This window comes from Mesorhizobium sp. IMUNJ 23033 (genome assembly GCF_044778005.1).
In the GTDB taxonomy this organism is placed as follows: domain Bacteria; phylum Pseudomonadota; class Alphaproteobacteria; order Rhizobiales; family Rhizobiaceae; genus Mesorhizobium; species Mesorhizobium amorphae_A.
The window spans coordinates 605,285-623,585 of the sequence record NZ_JBJACT010000001.1; the positions used below are offsets into that span (position 1 = coordinate 605,285).

Below are 18,301 nucleotides of genomic sequence, written 5' to 3' on the forward strand. Positions count from 1 at the left end.
GTACGTCTGGCGAAAAGGGGCGCGCCACCGGTTGCGGTGGCGCGCATGCAGTCTATGTCGCTATCAGGCCGGGGTCATCAGCGCCGGCAGCAGCGCACCGGACACATGCTGCACCACGTTGACGCCCTTGGCATGCACGATCGGCTGCGCATACTGGATCAGCGGCAGCACATAGGCCTGCTCGGCGATGTATTTGTCGACCGCCTTCCAGCCTGCAATGCGCTTGGCCTCGTCCTTCTCGCCCCATAGCGGGTTGATCATGTCGATCAGGTCCTGGCTGTCCCACACCGAATGCGGGCTGGGGCCGTACATGGCGAAGCCGGTCGACGTCGTCGGATCGCCGATGGCATTGCCCCAATTGTAGAAGGCCGCCGGCGCCAGCTTGTCGGCGGCGCGCAGCTCGTAGTGCTTGGCGATCTCGTAGACCTCGATCGTCGCCTCGATGCCGACCTTGCGCCACATGCCGACGATCGCCTGGATCATTTCGTAGTCCTTGGGCTTGAAGCCCTTGGTCGTCTGTATGGTGAACTTGACCGGCTTTTCAGGCGAATAGCCGGAAGCGGCCAGCAATTCCTTGGCCTTCTCCGGATTGTGTTCGACCTTGATCGAGCCATCGAAGGCCGTGTATTCCGGCGTCTCCAGCGTAGCGATCGACTGGCCGTAGCCGCGCAGAAGCCGCTTGACGAGAAGTTCCTTGTCCACCGCCATGACGGCGGCCTGGCGGACATTCTTGTCCAGCATCGCCTCGATGTCGTTGAAGAAGATCATGCCGATGTCGGAAACGTTCTTGCACGAGCCGGCAAGCCCGTCCTTGGCGATCAGCCGGTCATACTCCTCATAGGGGATTTCGAGCGTCACCTGCGAGGAACCGGACTCGATCTCGGCGACGCGGCTCGCCGCATCGGTGACGAACTTGATCGTCACATTCTCGAAGGCCGGCTTGCCGCCCCAGTAGTTCGGATTGGCCTTCAGCCGCAGGAAGGCGTTGCGCTCGAATTTGTCGACCATATAGGGGCCGGTGCCGATCGGCGCTTTTTCGAAACCTTCGGCGCCGACTTTCTCGTAATAGGCCTTCGGCATGATGTAGCCGGTCAGGAACGACATCCATTTGAAATACACCGGGTCGAACTGCACGACGTCGCCGGTGATCTTGTTGCCGTCGATCTTGAAGTTGTTGACGTTCTTCCAGACGAACTGGATCGGGTTGCCGGTCTTCTCGTCGCCCGCCCGCTGCAGCGACCAGACCACGTCCTCGGCGGTGAAAGGCGAACCGTCATGCCATTTCACGCCGTCGCGCACCGTCATCATGATCTTGGTGCGGTCGTCGTTCCAACCCCATTCGGTGAGCAGGCCGGGCGCGAAGGACAGATCCGGCTTCTGCGGGATGAACTGGTCGAACACCGACTGGTAGAGACCCTGAATGGTCGGATTGACCGCCGACGGCCCGGTCGTCGGATCCCACGACGGCAGGTTGACGTTGTAAGCGATGGTCAGTTCGCCCGCTGCCTTGGCAATTTTCGGCAGGCCGAGGGCGGTCGCACCGAGCGCTGCAGCACTGTATCCGAGCAAGTCTCGTCTGTTGATGGTCATGGTCGTTCCCCTGTTGGTGGTCTTTGTCCGCGCGGCATCATTGTTCGATTGTCAGGTTCAGGCTCTTGGGCAACCGCGCCTTGTCCATCCTGGAAGTCTTCGGCTCCTAATTCCCTCCGAGCTGTTGGGCGAGCATGTAGCCGGATGCCGCACCGGTGCCGGCGCCCGGCCACGTCGCAGCACCCGTCAGGTGCAGGTTGGCGACCGGCGTATTCCAACCGGCGTAACCGCGCGCCGGGCGGAACAAGAAATTCTGCGTCAGATGGTGGCTGCCGCAGACCTGGTCGCCGCCGACAAGGTTCGGGTTCTCGCGTTCGAGGTCGAGCGGCGAGAACACGGCGCGGCCGAGGATTTTTTGGCGCAGGCCGGGCGCGTAGCTGTCGATGATGTCGAGCACGCGCTCGGCATAAGCTTGCTTGACCTCGTCCCAGCGGTCCGGCGCGATCTTGCCTGCCGCATCACCGAGGATTTCGGCCGGCAGCATGCGCACCTGCACCCACAGAACATGCTTGCCTTCTGGCGCCCGCGACGGGTCGATGGCCGTCGGCTGACCGACGACCAACACCGGCTCGTCCGGCAACATGCCTGCCATCGCCTGCTGATAGGTGCGCGACATGGCGTCGAGCGACGGCGCAAGATGCACATAGGCGAATTGCCGAAGCTCGGCGCCGGCGCGCCAGTCGGGCAATTCATCCAATGCCAGATGGATCATCATCGTGCCCGGCGCATACCGGAATTTCTTCATCGCCGCGTCGAAGCCGGCATCGCCGGACCCATCGGGTAAAAGCTTGCCGGTAAGCGCTCTCGGCGCCACCCCGGCGATGACCGCCTTGCTGGCGATGTGGAAATCGCCGGAAGCGAGCCGCACGCCGGTAGCCCTACCTCCGGCAACAGTGATCTCCGCCACCTCGGCGCCGGTGGCGATCTTGCCGCCGGCCGCCGTGACCATGCCGGACAGCGCGCGGATCATGGTGTCGGCGCCACCCTTGCCGAGCACCATGCCGAAGCTCTGGTTGACCATCGATTCCAGATAGGGGAACACCGCACCGCCGGCGATGTCGGGGGCGAAGTCGAGATGCATGCCCCAGGCGGCAAGCGTCGCCCGGACGTGCGGGGATTCGAAAGTCTCCTCGAGCCACGCGCGGGTTGAGGACAGCAGGAGACGCCCTGTGTCGAGGGCACCGGAAAAACCCTTCTTGCGCCAGAGGTTCCAGGCGGTGCCGGCGAGCGCGCGTCCGCTCATCGGCGAGCCCAGCAGGCGGAACAGATGCTCGGCCTCGGGCATGAAACCGGCGACCAGCCGGCGCCATGTGGCGGCGTCGGCGGCGGAAAAACCTGCCAGCCTGGATGCCGTCTTTTCCAGGTCGTTGCTGACGCCGAACCAGCGTCCGTCCGGAAAGGCGCTGGCGAAACAGTCGCCGACCGGGGCGAATTCCAGCCCGTGAGTTTTCAATTCATTTGCATATTTCCGATGAAAGGCCGAGCCGGCAAACAGGCTCAGATTCATCGCGCCGAAATCGTGGCGGAAGCCGGGCAGGGTAAACTCGTGGGTCTGGACAGCGCCGCCGATTGTTGCACTGCGTTCAAAAATCGCGGCTTTCCAGCCCTTGAGCGCCAGATGCGCGGCGCATGCCAGGCTGTTGTGGCCGGCCCCGACAAAGATGGCGTCGAACTCGCTCACGCCCCAAACCCATTTCCTTTATGCTTAAAGATAATTGCAGATGCATATGTTTTCGTCTAGTAGGATATTAAGGGCCGAGACGAGCCTCGATCATCATCGACAAAGAGGGAACTGAGACCATGGACACGCAAAAACTCCTCGGCGAAGTCGCCGGCCAGCTGCTTTCAGGCGGCATCAAGGTGGTCGACCTGTCGGCGCCGCTCGGACCCGACACGCCGCTGATCAAGCTGCCGCCGGAGCTTGCCGTCGACACGCCGAAGGTCGAGATCCACTCGATCTCCCGTTATGACAAGAACGGCCCGTGGTGGGCCTGGAACTGGCTGAAGCTCGGCGAGCATTCGGGCACGCATTTCGACGCGCCGCAGCACTGGATCACCGGCAAGGACTATCCGGACGGCGCCACCGACACCATTCCGGCCCAAAATTTCGTCGGCCCGGTCAATGTCATCGACTGCTCGAAGGAAGCCGCCACCGACCACGATTTCCTGCTCACCGTCGACCACATCAAGGCATGGGAGGCCAAGCATGGCGCCATCAATCCCGGCGAGTGGGTGGTGATGCGCACCGACTGGTACAAGCGCAACGGCTCGGAAGCCGAATTCCTCAACGCCAACGAAACCGGCCCACACACGCCCGGCCCGACGGCAGAAGCCATCCAGTTCCTGATCAGCAAGGACATCAAGGGCTGGGGCAGCGAGACCATCGGCACCGATGCCGGCAAGGCCGGAGGCATGGAGCCGCCATTCCCGGCGCACACGCTGATGCACAAGGCCAACCGCTACGGCCTCGCCAGCCTCTGCAACCTCGACCAGCTGCCGCCGAAGGGCGCGATCCTGATCGCCGCCCCGCTCAAGATCGAGCACGGCACAGGCAGCCCGATCCGCGCGCTGGCGCTGGTGCCGGGCAAATAGGCGAGGCGGCGGTCTTCGGGAGAAGATCATGCTTGCGGGCGATGGAGTGATGATGGGTAAGGGGTGGCAGCCTTGCAGCGCTGGCGCTCACCCCCCTCTGTCCTGCCGGACATCTCCCCCTCAAGGGGGGAGATTGGCGGTTCCGGCGTCCCGTTCAATCCTGCAACGCGGACAATTGGCGAAAGCTGGCATGACATCCGATCTCCCCCCTAGAGGGGGAGATGTCCGGCAGGACAGAGGGGGGCGCGAAGGAACGCCGCCCTATCTGATTGAGCCACAATTCTCCAAGGCGGGGAGCCACCCCCAATGAACGCGCCCGATCACATCATCGTCGGCAGCGGCATCAATGCCCTGGTCTGCGCGGCGATGCTTGGCGGCAAGGGCGCGAAGGTGCTGGTGCTGGAGCGCAACGACCGCATCGGCGGCTGTATGCGCACCGAGGAGATCACGGCACCCGGCTTCGTCCATGACGTGATGGCGACGACTTTCGTCCTGTTCATCACCTCGCCGGCCTTTGCATCACTGGGCAAGGATCTGGCGCGGCATGGGCTGGAATTCTGCCACACCGCCACGCCCACCGGCGTGCTGCGGCCGGACGGTAGCCATGCCGTGCTCAGCACCAACCGCGCCGCCAACATCGCGGCGCTCAATGCTATCGCGTCCGGCGACGGCGACTGTCACGGCAGCGACGTCGGTAGCATCGAGCGCAATGCCGGCCTGTTGTTCGGCCTGCTCGGCGGTGCCCTGTGGTCCTATCCGACGGCCAAAATGCTGGCTGGCGACGCCTGGCGGCGCGGCCCGCGCGGTCTTGCCGCCTTTCTCGGCGAGGCGCTGGTGCCGGCGCGCGGATGGCTGGAGGGCACCTATAAATCCGAAACCCTCCGAGCGCTCTGGGCGCCCTGGGTGCTGCATGCCGGCCTTGGTCCGGAAGATGCATTTTCCGGCCAGATCGCCAAGGTCATTGCCTTTGCGCTGGAGGCCGCCGGCGCGCCGATCGTCAAGGGCGGCGCGAAAAACCTGCTTGCCGCCTTCGAAGCGCTGATCATCGAGCGCGGCGGCGTCATCTCCACCGAAGCCGACGTTGCTTCCATCATCCTGGATGGAGGCCGTGCCACCGGTGTACGGCTTGCTTCGGGCGAGACGGTCCACGCGAAGAAGGGCGTCATCTGCTCGGTCACGCCGACCCAGCTCTACGGCCGCTTGCTCGACGGCGTAGCTCCGAAGGACGACGTCGAGGCCGTTCAAAAGTACCGCTATGGCAAGGGCAACTTCCAGATCCACTATGCCCTAAGCAAGCCGCCGGCATGGCGCGGCGAAGGCCTCGACAAGGTCGCACTCCTGCATCTGACGCCGGGGCTCGATGGCGTCTCAAGAGCCTGCAACGAGGCGGTGCGCGGTCTGCTGCCGGAGGTGCCGACCATCTGCGTCGGCCAGCCGCATGCGCTCGACCCGTCGCGCTGTCCGGACGGCAAGGCGATCCTGTGGCTGCAACTGCCCGAGGCGCCGCGCCATATCAAGGGCGATGCCGCCGGCAAGCTGCAGGCGCCGGCCGACGGCCGCTGGACCGAAGCACTGCGCGAGGCCTATGCCGATCGCGTCGAAGCGATCCTTGCCAGCCATATCGACGGCTTCAAGAGCAGCGTAATCGCGCGCCGTGCCTATTCGCCGGCCGATCTCGAAGCGATGAACGTCAATCTGGTCGGCGGCGATCCCTATGGCGGCTCCTCGACCATCGACCAGTCGTTCCTGTGGCGGCCGTTCAAGGCAAGCCGCAATCACGACACCGGCATCAAAAACCTCTACCACATCGGCGCCTCGACCCATCCCGGCGCCGGCCTTGGCGGCGGCTCCGGCTTCCTGCTGGCGGGGAGGCTGTGATGGAACAGAAGGTTCCCGAAAAACGCCAGCGCATCTCGACCCTTGGCGAGATCGGCCTGCAGCAATTCGCGCCCTATCTGATGAACCGCATCATGGGCCGCTACAACGCCACCTTGCGCGAGGATTTCCGCAGGCAGGGCCTGACCATCCCGCAGGTGCGCACGCTGGCCGTGCTGTCGGTCGCCGACGGCATCACCGTCAATGACCTCTCGGTCTACACGGTGATCGAACAGTCGACCTTGAGCCGCACGCTCGACACGCTGGAGGGGCAGGGCCTTGTGCGGCGCGAGCAGGGCGTCACTGACAGCCGCTTCCGCCATGTATTCCTCACCGACGAAGGCCGTGCCGAATTCGCCCGCGCCTGGCCAGCCATGCATGACGCCTTCGAGGCCATGTTCGACGGCGTCGACGACGCCGAATATGCCGCGCTCATCGCCACGCTCTTGAAGATGCTGAAGAACATCCGCAAGCACGACATCTAGACCTACGCGCCGCCAGCGCCGGGCGGTAACGGAAGGAGTAGAAGAAATGGCCGAACGGTCTTTTGCCAAGGAAGTCGAAAAGCTGAGGCTCGGTGCCGGCGAGGAGTTTGCCGGCGAAGGCATCCTCGCCATCACCAAGGCGCTGCTGCAATGCGGCGTCGGCTATGTCGGCGGCTACCAGGGCGCGCCGATCAGCCATCTGATGGACGTTCTGGCCGACGCGCAGGACATTCTGGGCGAGCTTGGCGTGCATTTCGAGGCGAGCGCCTCGGAAGCCACCGCCACCGCCATGCTGGCGGCCTCGGTGCATTATCCGATCCGCGGCGCCGCCACCTTCAAGTCGACGGTCGGCACCAATGTCGCCTCAGACGCGCTTGCCAATCTCGCTTCCGGCGGCGTCACCGGCGGCGCGCTGATCATCGTCGGCGAGGATTACGGCGAGGGCTCCTCGATCATGCAGGAGCGCAGCCACGCTTTCGCCATGAAGAGCCAGGTCTGGCTGCTCGATCCGCGCCCCAATTTGCCGTCGATCGTCAAGGCGGTGGAGGACGGATTTGAGCTGTCGGAAGCGTCCAACACGCCGGTTATGCTGCAGGTCCGCATCCGCTGCTGCCACGTGCACGGCCATTTCATCGCCAAGGACAACAAGCGGCCGCCAATGTCGGTGGCCGATGCGCTCGACGCGCCGCGCCGCGACACCGGCCGCATCGTGCTGCCGCCTGCTTCCTTCCTGCACGAGAAGGAGAAGGTGCAAAAACGCTGGCCGGCGGCGGTGGATTTCATCCGCAAGAACAAGATCAACGAGATTTTTGGATCGGACCACGGCTCGGTCGGCATCGTCATGCAGGGTGGCATGTACAATGCGGTGATCCGCGCCCTGCAGCGCCTCGGCCTCGCCGACACCTATGGCGACACCGACGTGCCGCTCTATGTGCTCAATGCCGTCTATCCGCTGGTCGACGACGAGTTCCTGGCCTTCTGCGAGGGCAAGCAGGCGGTGCTGGTCGTCGAGGAGGGCCAGCCCAATTACATCGAGCAGGCTTTTGCGGCCATGCTGCACAAGGCCGGCCGCGGCACCAGGCTGGTCGGCAAGGAGCATCTGCCGATGGCCGGCGAATACACCGGCCAGGTCATGCTCGACGGCATCGGCTCCTTCCTGCGCGCCGAGGCGCCGCATCTTTTGCCCGGCGAGGTGCGCGCACCGAACAAATCAGGCGAGGGCGTCGACACCGCCGACCTCATCAATGTCGTTCCAGGACGACCGCCCGGTTTCTGCATCGGCTGCCCGGAGCGGCCGATTTTCGCCGCGACCAAGCTGGTCGAGCAGGAACTCGGTAAGCACCACATCGCCTCCGACATCGGCTGCCATCTGTTCTCGATCATGCCGCCCTTCGAGCTCGGCGCCACCACCATGGGCTATGGCCTCGGGCCGGCGTCGGCCTCGGCCTTCAATTCGCCTGACGCCAAGCGCCGCTCGATCTCCTTCGTCGGCGATGGCGGCTTCTGGCACAACGGCCTCACCTCCTCGATCGGCAATGCGGTCTTCAACAAGAACGACGGCGTCATCGTCATCGTCGACAATTTTTACTCGGCCGCGACTGGTGGGCAGGACATTCTGTCCTCGCGCGCCGGCAACCGGACGAAATCGACCAAGCATCCGATCACCGAGGCGGTGAAAGGCATCGGCGTCAAATGGCTGCGCCATATCGACCGCACCTACGATGTCGGCAAGATGCAGGAGACACTGCGCGAGGCGCTGACAACGGAGGAGAAGGGGCCGAAGGTCATCGTTGCTTCGTCGGAATGCATGCTGAACCGCCAGCGCCGCGAAAGACCGCTGGTCGACAAGGCGATCAAGGGCGGCGAGCGGGTGGTGAAGCCGAAATTCGGCGTCGACGAGGACATCTGCACCGGCGACCATGCCTGCATGCGGCTCTCCGGCTGCCCGTCGCTGTCGGTAAAGTCGCTCGACGATCCGCTGCGCGACGATCCGGTGGCACACATCGACCAGACTTGCGTCGGCTGCGGCAATTGCGGCGAGGTGGCCGATGCGGCCGTGCTCTGCCCGTCCTTCTACCGTGCCGATGTCGTGCACAATCCGAGCCGTTGGGATCGTTTCCTCGAAAGTTCGCGCCGCGCCGCGATCGGCCTCCTGCAGCGGCGCCGCGAAAGCCGTCGTTTGACGTTCGCCGATGCTTGACCGCAATGCCCCATTGCGCCCGAAGGCGGGTGCCGCCGAAGACCAGCGCGTCATCAAGCTCGCGGTGCTGGCCGTTGGCGGCCAGGGCGGTGGGGTGCTGGCCGACTGGATCACCGACGTCGCCGAGCGCAACGGCTACGTCGCCCAGTCGACCTCGGTCGCCGGCGTCGCCCAGCGCACCGGCGCCACCATCTACTATGTCGAGATGGCCCGCGACACCGGCCGCCTGCCGGTCTTCGCCCTTTCGCCGTCACAGGGCGACGTCGATATCCTGATCGCAGCCGAACTGATGGAAGCCGGCCGCGCCATCATCAGGGGTTTCGTCACGCCCGAGCGCACGACGCTGATCACCTCCTCGCACCGCATCGCCGCCGTTTCGGAAAAGATCGAGCCAGGCGACGGCCGCGCTTCGTCGGCGAAGGTGCACGCGACGGCGGAAGCGGCGGCAAAACGCTTCATCGCCTTCGACATGGAAAAGATCGCCGCTGACAACGGCACGATGATCTCGGCCAGCCTGCTCGGCGCGCTGGCCGGTTCCGACGTGCTGCCGTTCACCCGCGAGAGCTACGAACAGGCAATCGGCGCCGGCGGCCGTGGCGTCAAAGCCAGCCTTGCAGCCTTCGCCGCCGCCTATGACCGCGCGCGCGGTATTGCTGGCGCTGCCCCTGCAAGCGGAACGACCGAGACGCCGACGGCCTCGGAAACCGGTCCAGGCGCGGCGAAAGTGAGCGGGCCGGAAAGCCTGCTGCAGGGCTGGCAGCAGCTGGCAGCTCGCATCGATGCTTTGCCGACTCCTGTTCGTGACATGGCGCTGCGCGGCCTGAAAAAAGTCGTCGACTACCAAGACATCGCCTATGGCGGCGAATATCTCGACCGGCTTGGCCGCGCGCTCGCATTGGACGATGCCGGACATGCCTACGCGCTGTCGGTCGCCGCCGCCAAGCATCTCGCCAATGCCATGTGCTACGACGACATGATCCGCGTCGCCGACCTCAAGACCCGCTCGACCCGCGACAAGCGGGTGCGTCGCGAGGTCGGCGTCAAGGACGGAACGGTCCTGCAGGTGACAGAATATTTCCACCCGCGCATCGAGGAATTCTGCGGCACGCTGCCGGCGGGGCTGGGCAGCTATATCGATAGCCGGCCAAAACTCGCCGCCTTCCTCGACCGCCGCATCAATCGCGGCCGCCATATCCGCACCGACAGTTTCGCCGGCTTTGCCGCGCTCTGGTTCATCGGCGGCCTGCGCCGCTGGCGCCGCAGCCTGCTGCGCCACAAGGTAGAGGTCGCGCACCTCGAGCGCTGGTACGAATTGGCGCTTGGCCATGTCCGCGAAGACTATGCGCTGGCCGTCGAAATCCTCAACTGCCGCCGGTTGATCAAGGGCTACAGCGACACCCACGCCCGTGCCCAGTCTAAGTTCGACCGCGTGCTCTCGGCGCTCGATATGCTCAAGGGCCGCCCCGACGCCGCCGACTGGATCCGCCGCCTGCGCGAAGCGGCGCTGAAGGATGAGAAGGGCGACATGCTCGACGGAGCGCTGAAGACCGTGGCGTCCTTGTAGCAACGGATCCTGCTGCCTCAAGCCGATCGGTGAAATAGCGGCTGCCGCGGCCGCACCTTCCGTGCCGCTAGTGGTTCGCCCGCCCGGCTCGTGCTATCGTATTTCTGGGAGACGGCGGACGCGCCGTGAGCGCCCGTACGCTCCCCATTGTGGGAGGAACCAATGGCTTACTACGTATTGCTGTCGAATTTCACAGATCAAGGTATCAAGAGCATCAAGGACACGCAGAAGCGTGCCGAGGCTTTCAAGGCGATGGCCAGCAAGAGCGGCGTCAAGGTTCACACGCTGTTGTGGACGCTTGGTCAGTATGACGTCGTGGCGATTGCAGAAGCCGACGACGAGATTGCCGCGACCGCCCTTGCCTTATCGATCGCATCGATGGGTAACATCAGAACCCAGACATTGAGGGCTTTCGACACGGCAGATATGGCCAAGATCCTGGCAAAGATGGCCTGACCGCCACTGCTGCCCTGCGCAGACGATTGAAGCCGGCCGCTGAGCCGAACGGCGGCAGGCTTGTCTGTTTTCCCTGATGCGAGAACCCCGGCCTCGGGCCGGGGTTTTTGGTGACCTCGCAAGGCGCAGGCGTTGCTGGGACGGTAGCCAATCCTGTCTTCGCCTGCGAGAGCGACGGCCCAAATGACGAACATGTGATTGTCTCGTTCACCCGGCATTCAGCCCGTCCGATGGTATTTTCGTCGCGGGGGTGCCGCCGGCTCGCAGGCCATGCCGATGGCAAAGCCCACCGCCGCCCCGCTCCCCATAGAAACTGTCGGCTGGAGATGCGGTCCCCGCTGGCACATGAACCGCTGGGGCAATTGCGTGCCCAACCACCGCATGATGATCCGGCCCGTCCGCCACTGGCATCCCGGCTTCTGGTACCACCACCGCTGGCACGCCGGCTATTGGGCTTTTTGACGGCTGACTGATTGCAGCGCCCGCGTCGGAGATGGCGCGGGCGTTTTTGCCGTCAGGCAGACCGGGATTGCAGGCTGAAGCAAGTGGTGCCGCTTAGGTGACTCGAACACCTGACCCCATCATTACGAATGATGTGCTCTACCAACTGAGCTAAAGCGGCCCGGGAAGCCCGAGGCCTCCAAGATGGGCTGCGTGATAGACTCAACCAGGTGGGATTTCAAGATGGGCCGTCACGAATTCAAGATGGGCGGTCGCGAATTCAGGTCGGGACGCGGCAATTCGTGTTGGCGTTCCACGCAGAACCCGAACTCCCACCGCACGCATCCGCCACCTGCTCGGACGGCGGCGCGCGGGCAGGTTGCGCTCGAAGGCACCGGGTGATCAGGCGAAATCTGTTGATTCTCTTGCTGAAAACCGCCGAAATCGGCCCTGGATGCATGCCCGGGGCAGAATGCGGCCGCTCGCTTGTTGATTGATTGGTCGCCTGCGGCTAACGATCATGGCAATGTGAGCGAACGTGCAGAGGGAATTCGCTTGGACCCGATCGAAAAAGCGATCCGCAACGCCTTCGACAAGGGCAATGCCGAGGACCGTGCGTTTCGCGAGCGGGTCTACCGCTCGGCCTTTGCCGCGCTGGACCGCGTGCTCCAGGCCAATCCGAATGTGACGGTGGAAGTCGCCATCAAGCGCCGCAAGGCGGTGCAGGCCAAGATCACCGAGATCGAATCCGAATTCCTGCCGGCGGTTCCCGATATTGCCCTGCAGACGGAAACTGACGCGGCAGCGCCCGCCGTGGAGGCGCCGACGGCGGCTGCGGCGGAAGCCGCGCCGTCACCCGCTGTCGTCGTCGACGGGCCGGTCCAGCCGCCTGCATCCGACGCGCCAAGGTCGCGCGTCCTGCCTGTCGTTCCCGACATCATGCCGGATGCGGTTCTTCCCGGTGAGCCGGCGCTCGATTCCCCGGCCGCCGTCTCGACGGAGAGCGGCGAGGCCGAGGTGGCGCCGGACCGCGATGAGCGGCGCATAAGAGGGCGCCGCCTGCCGCTGACCGCGATCTTCTTTGGTGTAACGCTGCTCGCCGCGGCCGGCATCGGCCTCTATTTTGCCAAGCAGACCGGCGTGTTCAAGACCCCGGCCCAGCTCGATACGGCACCGCCCGAGGCGCCGCCGACGGTCGAGGACGACGACTTCACGCCGCCTGCCGGCTCGCCGGAAAAGGCCAGCGAGGCCGAACAGGCGCGTGACTGGATCAACGTGTTTTCGCCTGCCGACCCGACCCATGTCGCAGCACCCTCCGATGCCAAGGCCGAGGTGATGGAGGACGACACCGGCTCGTTCCTGCGCATCCGCTCCGGCACGTCCGGCTCGGCCATCGCCTTCGATGTCGGCCAGGGCGTGCTGGAAAAGCTCGCCGGCAAGCACGCCGTGTTCGACATCGTCGCCCGTTCCGAAGAGGGCAAGGAGACGCAGATTTCGGTTGACTGCAATTTCGGCGAGCTCGGCGATTGCGGCCGCAAGCGCTACGCCGTCGGCCACGAGCGCAATGAATATCTGTTCGACGTGCAGTTTCCGAACAAGGCCCCCGGTGCCGCCGGCACGATCGCCATCAATTCCGACTTCGACAAGCAGGGCAAGTCGGTCGACATCTACGAGATCCGCGTCTCGATCGCGCAGTAAATCTTGTTGTCTCAGCGCGTGTCGCTATCCCAAAACCGCTGCACACTTTTCGGCACGCGCTCACGCATCAAGCAGCGCCTGTAGCGTCTCGATGCGGTCGGCTTCGGCCGCGGGCTTGTCCCAGCGCAGCCGCGAAATGCGCGGAAAGCGCATGGCGACGCCGGATTTGTGCCGGGTCGAGCGGTTGAGCCCTTCGAAGGCCACTTCCAGCACCAGCCCGTTCGTGCGGTCGGCGCGCACCGAGCGCACCGGACCAAAACGCTCGACCGTGTTGTCGCGGACATATTTGTCAATCTGCTTCAGCTCCTCGTCGGTGAAGCCGAAATAGGCCTTGCCGACCGGCACTAGCTCTTCAGCGCCTTCCGGGCCCGACCAGACGCCGAACGTATAGTCCGAGTAGAAGCTGGAGCGCTTGCCGTGGCCACGCTGGGCATACATCAGCACCGCGTCGACCGTGTGCGGGTCGCGCTTCCATTTGAACCAAGGGCCTTTCGGACGCCCAGCGAGATAGGGCGAATCCCAGCGCTTGAGCATCACCCCTTCGATGATCGGATGCGGCGGCGCCTGGCGCATCTGTTCCAGCGCCTGCCAGTCCGCGAATGCGACCAGCGGGGAAAGATCGAAGCGGCTGGGGTCGAGCGTGCCGACGAAGGCCTCGAGGCGGAGGCGGCGCTCGCGGAAGGGCAGCGCACGCAAATCCTCGCCGCCGATTTGCAGCGCGTCGTAGCAGCGCATGAAGGCCGGATATAGCTGCTGCATTTTCGGCGTCACGGTCTTGCGGTTCAGCCGCTGCTGCAGGTCGGAGAACGTGCCGGTCGCCGAGGGCTCGCCGACCAGCAGCTCGCCGTCGAGGGCGGCGGAAAAATGCATGGCGTCGGCGAGGTCGGGAAAGGCGCCGGAGACGTCGTCGCCGGTGCGCGAATAGAGCCGGCGCACGCCGTCTTCGCAGACCGCTTGGACGCGGATGCCGTCCCATTTCCACTCCGCGGCATAGTCGGCCGGGTCGAGCTTTTCGAGATCGCCGTCACCGATCGGGTTGGACAGCATTACCGGCCGGAACAGAGCCGCCGCCGTCCTTTGCGGTTTTTCCGCCTTGCCCTCCAGCCAGGCGAACAGGCCGGCATAGGGCGGCGTCAGCCCGTGCCACAATTCCTCGATCTCGGCGACGTCGACCTTGCCGAATTCCGCCAGCGCCTGCTTGGCCAGTCGCGCCGAGACGCCGATCCGCAGCCCGCCGGTGACCAGCTTGATGATGGCGAAGCGGGCCGAGATGCCGGCGCAGTCGAGCAATCTCGCCAGAACCTTCGGCCCGTCGGAGCGGCTCGCCGCCTGCAGTTTCGCCACCACCTCACCAAGCGTCGGTTCGCGGTTCGGGATATGGTCCGGCGATTGCGGCCAGACCAGGGACACGGTCTCGGCGAGGTCGCCGACATAGTCGTAGGAATAGCCGAACAGTACCGGGTCCATGCGCTCGACGACCAGCGCGCGCAGCATCGCCGGCTTGACCGCCGCGATCGACAGATCGCCGGTGATCGCCGCCAGCGCCAGGCCGCGATCGGGGTCCTCGACGCTGCGGAAATAGTCGATGAGCAGCGTCAGCTTGCCGTTGCGCGACGGCGTCAGCACGAGACGGTCGAGGAGTTCGGCGAAGCGATTCATGAGGGGGTGAGCCCGGCCGATGGGGGAAGCTTGCGTTCTGTCGCACCCCCCTCTGTCCTGCCGGACATCTCCCCCACGAGGGGGGAGATTGGCAGTTTCGTTCTTGTCGCACATCTCGCAACGTCAGCGATTGGCGAAAGCCGCGACGATAGCCGATCTGCCCCCAAGTGGGGGAGATGGCCGGCAGGCCAGAAGGGGGTGCCGTAGTGCGCGACTCTCGCGATTGACAAACCCTTCGCCATCATCAATCGCCCTCGTCCTCATAACCAACGAGATGCAGCGGCCGTGCCGCAATGCCCTCCAGCTCGCACCAGCGCACCAGCGCCTCCTCGCGGCCATGCGTCACCCAGATCTCCTCAGCCCCCGTCTCCTTGATCGTGGCGGTCAGTTCGTCCCAGTCGGCATGGTCGGAAATGATCAGCGGCAGCTCGACACCGCCTTGCTTGGCGCGCTGGCGGATGCGCATCCAGCCGGACGCAAAGCAGGAGATGGGATCGGGAAAGCGCCGTGCCCAGCGGTCGGCGAAGGCCGAGGGCGGGCCGATGACGATGGCGCCGGCGAAATCGTCCTTGCCGCCGCTGTCGACCGTTGCCGGATCGAGCTGCCCGAGGTCGATGCCCTGGCTCTGGTAGTATTCGCTGAGTTTGGCCAGCGCGCCGTGGATGTAGATCGGCCTGTCGTAGCCGGCGTCGCGCAGCAGCCGCATGACGCGCTGCGCCTTGCCGAGCGCATAGGCGCCGACCAGATGCGAGCGTTCGGGAAACTGTGCCGCCGATTTCAGCAATCGCGCGATCTCCTCCCTATCCGGCGGATGCCGAAACACCGGCAGGCCGAATGTCGCCTCGGTGATGAACACGTCGCAGCGGACCGGTTGGAACGGCTCGCAGGTGGCGTCCTTCTGGCGTTTGTAGTCGCCGGAGGCGACGATGCGCAGCCCCTGATGCTCAACCGCGATCTGCGCCGAACCGAGCACATGGCCAGCCGGATGGAAGGTGACCGAGACGCCGTTGAGCGCCATCGTTTCGCCAAGCGCAGCCGCCTGCACAGTTTCGGCAAAACCCTCGCCGCAGCGCAGCTCCATGATGTCGAGCGTCTGCTGTGTCGCCAGCACCGAGCGATGGCCGGAGCGGGCATGGTCGGAATGGCCATGCGTGATCAGCGCCCGGTTGACCGGCCGCACCGGGTCGATGAAGAAATCGCCGGGCGGGCAGTAGAGGCCTTCCGGCCGGGGATGGAGCAGGTCGCTGGCGCGCATCCCGCCAAGATAGTTGCTAATTCAGCCGCGGGAAGCCTGTTGCAAGAGACTGCTGACTCATCCTACAGCCAGCGGCCGATTATATCCTGCCGGCAGGATCCTTTCGCCATGAAACCGTTCCAGGCCACGTCCGGCGACTTGACCGCAGACCGTCGCGCCGACTTCGCCGAGATGCTTTACGCCTCCGGCGAGCCGGCAGCGGCGGCCGAACTGCTGCTTGGCGCGCTGGAACTGGCGCCGCAATGGGCGGCCGGCTGGTTCCGTCTCGGTGAGATGCACGAGGCGGCCGCACCCGACAAGGCCGCGCAAGCCTGGACCATGGCGCTGACGCTGGAGCCGACGGACCGGCTGGGTGCCGCGCTGAAGTTGCAACTGATCGGCAAGGCGCCCTCCGCCAGGGCACCGCCCAGCGCCTTCGTCGAAATGCTGTTCGACCACTATGCCGAAAGCTTCGAGGAGTCGCTGGTCGACAAGCTCGGCTACCGGCTGCCCGACTTTCTCGACCAGGCCGTCCGGAGAGCGAGGCCGGGACGTTTCCGGCTGGTACTCGATCTCGGCTGCGGCACCGGCCTGATGGGGCAGAGGCTGCGGCCGGTGGCCGACCGGCTGGAGGGCTACGACATCTCCGCCGCCATGCTCAAGAAGGCACGCGCAAAGGGCGTCTATGATCTGCTCGCCAAGGCGGATTTGCAGGACTTTTCCTATGCCGGGCGGAAAGCCGACCTGGTGGTGGCGGCCGATGTGTTCATCTATGTCGGCGCGCTCGAGCGCGTGATCGGCAGGATCGCCGGCCTGCTTGCCGGCGACGGCCTGTTTGCCTTCTCCGTCGAGACATTGGTGGGCGAAGGCGGGTTCGCGCTGCAGCCGTCACGCCGCTACGCGCATTCGCACGCCTATGTCGGGCAGGTTCTGGCAGCCAACGGCTTTTCGGTCCTGTCGATGGACCCTACCGTGATCCGGCTGGATCGCAGCCAGCCGGTCGAAGGGCTCGCCGTCGTGGCGGCGCTGCCGGCCAACACCTGACGTCTTTTCCTGTTTGAAAATGTGATTATGTTTTTTCGGTCCGCGCCTGCATCACTCGTGCCGGCTCGCGAAACGGGCTGATTTGTGGGCGAAGGCCATACTCGATACGGAGCAGATCCCATGCGCTGGAACTTGGTGGTTTTGGCATCTTGCCTGGCAATGGCCGGTTGCGTTGGTGGCACTTCGATGGCGGAACGCCAGGACGAAAATGTCCAGTCCTCGCTGCAATATGACAACGTGCCTTGCGACCAGTTGCTGGCGCAGCGCAATGGGTTGGCGCAGCAATACAAGCTTCCGACGACCGCGAAGCCGACCTTCTCCAATCCCGCGATGGGCTTCGGCCCGTTCACGCCCGACATGCGCTCCAAGGCCAAGCGCGATAGCGACAAGGCCAGCGGCGAGATCGACGCCATGAGCCGGTCGATCGAGCGCCGCGACTGCGGCAAGCCGAAGAAGAAAGAAACCTTCGCCCTGCCGGGCGCTAAAACTGGTTGAAGGCGAAGCCTCAGTAACCCGCCTTGCGATCCACCAGATTCTCTAGTTTTTCGCCGCGCTCGTAAGCCGCCATCTGCCGCAGCATGATCGGCACCAGATGGACAGGGTCGGACGTCGCCGCCGCATGCGGCGTGACGAACACTTTTGGATGCGCCCAAAGCGGGCTGGTCTTGGGCAGCGGCTCGACCTCGAACACGTCGAGGCTGGCTTCCTTCAGCGTCCCATCCTCCAGCGCGCGCAAGATGTCTGCGTCCTTCTGCAGCCGTCCGCGCCCGGCATTGACCAGCACCGAGCCGCCGAGGCCGTTGCGCTTCCTGAGCTCCTTCAGGAGATTGTAGTTGACGATGCCTTGCGTCTGGGCGGTTAGCGGCAAGAGCACCACCAACATGTCCGTGGCGTTGAGGAACGGGATCAGCCCGGCATCGCCCGCATAGGTGGACACGCCCTTCATCGGGTGCTCGCTGCGCGACCAGCCATTGACGGCAAAGCCGAGCGACAAAAGCACCGAGGCCGCCGCGCGGCCGAGATTGCCGAGCCCCATGATGCCGACGGAGATGTCGCCGGCCGGCCGCTGCGGCGGCTCATGCCAGGTTTTCTTCCGCTGCTGCGCGCGGTAGAGCGCGCCCTGACGGTGATGGTCGAGCACGCGCCAGACGACATACTCGGTCATGTATTGGGTGAGGTTGTCGGCGACGACCTTGACGATCGGCACGTCCGGCAGGCCTGGGTCGGCGAAGATATGGTCGACGCCGGCGCCGATCGAGAAGATGGCGCGCAGATTGGGCAGTTTCGACAAGAGGTTCGGCTTCTGCTTCCACACCACCGCGTAGCTGATCGAGGGATCGCTGGCCCCGTCCGGCTCGAGCACGACCTCGCGCTCGGCCGACAGCAGCTCGCGCCAGCGCTGCGGATGAAAGCCGGTGACGGCAAGCAGGATACGGCCTTTTTCCATCTGCGGATGTTTTCCC

The 18,301-nt window shown here is 64.8% G+C and carries 15 protein-coding genes and 1 tRNA gene; 10 read left to right on the top strand and 6 right to left on the bottom strand.

Features of this window, described 5'->3' with window-relative positions; genetic code table 11:
* Nucleotides 1-63: 63 nt before the first annotated feature.
* Nucleotides 64-1,590 (bottom strand): ABC transporter substrate-binding protein, encoded by a 1,527-nt coding sequence (locus ACFX5Q_RS02855; protein ID WP_404275195.1) that lies wholly within the window; start codon nt 1,588-1,590, stop codon nt 64-66.
* A gap of 106 nt (nt 1,591-1,696) precedes the next feature.
* Complete coding sequence (locus ACFX5Q_RS02860; protein ID WP_404275197.1) at nt 1,697-3,271, bottom strand: phytoene desaturase family protein; 1,575 nt, start codon at nt 3,269-3,271, stop codon at nt 1,697-1,699.
* 119 nt (nt 3,272-3,390) lie between these two features.
* Here ACFX5Q_RS02860 and ACFX5Q_RS02865 point away from each other — a divergent pair, with 119 nt between their 5' ends.
* The 7 genes from ACFX5Q_RS02865 (at nt 3,391) to ACFX5Q_RS02895 (ending at nt 11,224) form a co-directional block, all read left to right on the top strand.
* The gene (locus tag ACFX5Q_RS02865; protein WP_404275198.1) at nt 3,391-4,182 is read left to right on the top strand and encodes a cyclase family protein; all 792 of its coding nucleotides are present in this window, start codon (nt 3,391-3,393) and stop codon (nt 4,180-4,182) included.
* A 306-nt stretch (nt 4,183-4,488) separates the two neighbouring features.
* Nucleotides 4,489-6,060, top strand: a complete 1,572-nt coding sequence (locus ACFX5Q_RS02870; protein ID WP_404275200.1) for a phytoene desaturase family protein — start codon at nt 4,489-4,491, stop codon at nt 6,058-6,060.
* Complete coding sequence (locus ACFX5Q_RS02875) at nt 6,060-6,542, top strand: MarR family winged helix-turn-helix transcriptional regulator (protein WP_404275202.1); 483 nt, start codon at nt 6,060-6,062, stop codon at nt 6,540-6,542. The genes ACFX5Q_RS02870 and ACFX5Q_RS02875 overlap by 1 nt, the downstream gene beginning before the upstream one ends.
* A gap of 46 nt (nt 6,543-6,588) precedes the next feature.
* Entirely contained in the window at nt 6,589-8,742 is a 2,154-nt protein-coding gene (locus tag ACFX5Q_RS02880; protein WP_404275204.1) for a thiamine pyrophosphate-dependent enzyme, read from the top strand.
* A complete protein-coding gene (locus ACFX5Q_RS02885) occupies nt 8,735-10,306 on the top strand; it encodes an indolepyruvate oxidoreductase subunit beta family protein (RefSeq protein WP_404275206.1) in 1,572 nt (523 codons plus the stop codon). Before ACFX5Q_RS02880 ends, ACFX5Q_RS02885 begins: the two co-directional genes overlap by 8 nt.
* 162 nt (nt 10,307-10,468) lie before the next feature.
* Nucleotides 10,469-10,762, top strand: a complete 294-nt coding sequence (locus tag ACFX5Q_RS02890) for a GYD domain-containing protein (RefSeq protein ID WP_192178049.1) — start codon at nt 10,469-10,471, stop codon at nt 10,760-10,762.
* 198 nt (nt 10,763-10,960) lie between these two features.
* Nucleotides 10,961-11,224: a GCG_CRPN prefix-to-repeats domain-containing protein gene (locus ACFX5Q_RS02895; RefSeq protein ID WP_404275208.1), complete on the top strand. Its 264-nt coding sequence runs from the start codon at nt 10,961-10,963 to the stop codon at nt 11,222-11,224.
* Nucleotides 11,225-11,308: 84 nt separating this feature from the next.
* On the opposite strand, the gene ACFX5Q_RS02900 is transcribed toward ACFX5Q_RS02895, so the two are convergent.
* Nucleotides 11,309-11,384 (bottom strand) — tRNA-Thr (locus ACFX5Q_RS02900).
* Between the two features lie 374 nt (nt 11,385-11,758).
* Here ACFX5Q_RS02900 and ACFX5Q_RS02905 point away from each other — a divergent pair.
* Nucleotides 11,759-12,901, top strand: a complete 1,143-nt coding sequence (locus ACFX5Q_RS02905; RefSeq protein WP_404275209.1) for a hypothetical protein — start codon at nt 11,759-11,761, stop codon at nt 12,899-12,901.
* A 60-nt stretch (nt 12,902-12,961) separates the two neighbouring features.
* On the opposite strand, the gene ACFX5Q_RS02910 is transcribed toward ACFX5Q_RS02905, so the two are convergent.
* Both ACFX5Q_RS02910 and ACFX5Q_RS02915 read right to left on the bottom strand, forming a co-directional pair.
* Nucleotides 12,962-14,560 carry a cisplatin damage response ATP-dependent DNA ligase gene (locus ACFX5Q_RS02910; protein ID WP_404275210.1) on the bottom strand — a complete coding sequence of 533 codons (1,599 nt, stop codon included), beginning with the start codon at nt 14,558-14,560 and terminating at the stop codon, nt 12,962-12,964.
* 244 nt (nt 14,561-14,804) lie between these two features.
* Nucleotides 14,805-15,815: a ligase-associated DNA damage response exonuclease gene (locus ACFX5Q_RS02915; protein WP_404275212.1), complete on the bottom strand. Its 1,011-nt coding sequence runs from the start codon at nt 15,813-15,815 to the stop codon at nt 14,805-14,807.
* Nucleotides 15,816-15,923: 108 nt separating this feature from the next.
* Here ACFX5Q_RS02915 and ACFX5Q_RS02920 point away from each other — a divergent pair, with 108 nt between their 5' ends.
* Together ACFX5Q_RS02920 and ACFX5Q_RS02925 are read left to right on the top strand one after the other, a co-directional pair.
* Complete coding sequence (locus ACFX5Q_RS02920; RefSeq protein ID WP_404275213.1) at nt 15,924-16,838, top strand: class I SAM-dependent DNA methyltransferase; 915 nt, start codon at nt 15,924-15,926, stop codon at nt 16,836-16,838.
* 186 nt (nt 16,839-17,024) lie between these two features.
* Nucleotides 17,025-17,333: a hypothetical protein gene (locus tag ACFX5Q_RS02925; RefSeq protein WP_404275215.1), complete on the top strand. Its 309-nt coding sequence runs from the start codon at nt 17,025-17,027 to the stop codon at nt 17,331-17,333.
* 10 nt (nt 17,334-17,343) lie between these two features.
* Here ACFX5Q_RS02925 and ACFX5Q_RS02930 read toward each other — a convergent pair whose 3' ends face one another.
* Nucleotides 17,344-18,285 (bottom strand): 2-hydroxyacid dehydrogenase, encoded by a 942-nt coding sequence (locus ACFX5Q_RS02930; protein WP_404275216.1) that lies wholly within the window; start codon nt 18,283-18,285, stop codon nt 17,344-17,346.
* Nucleotides 18,286-18,301 lie beyond the last annotated feature (16 nt).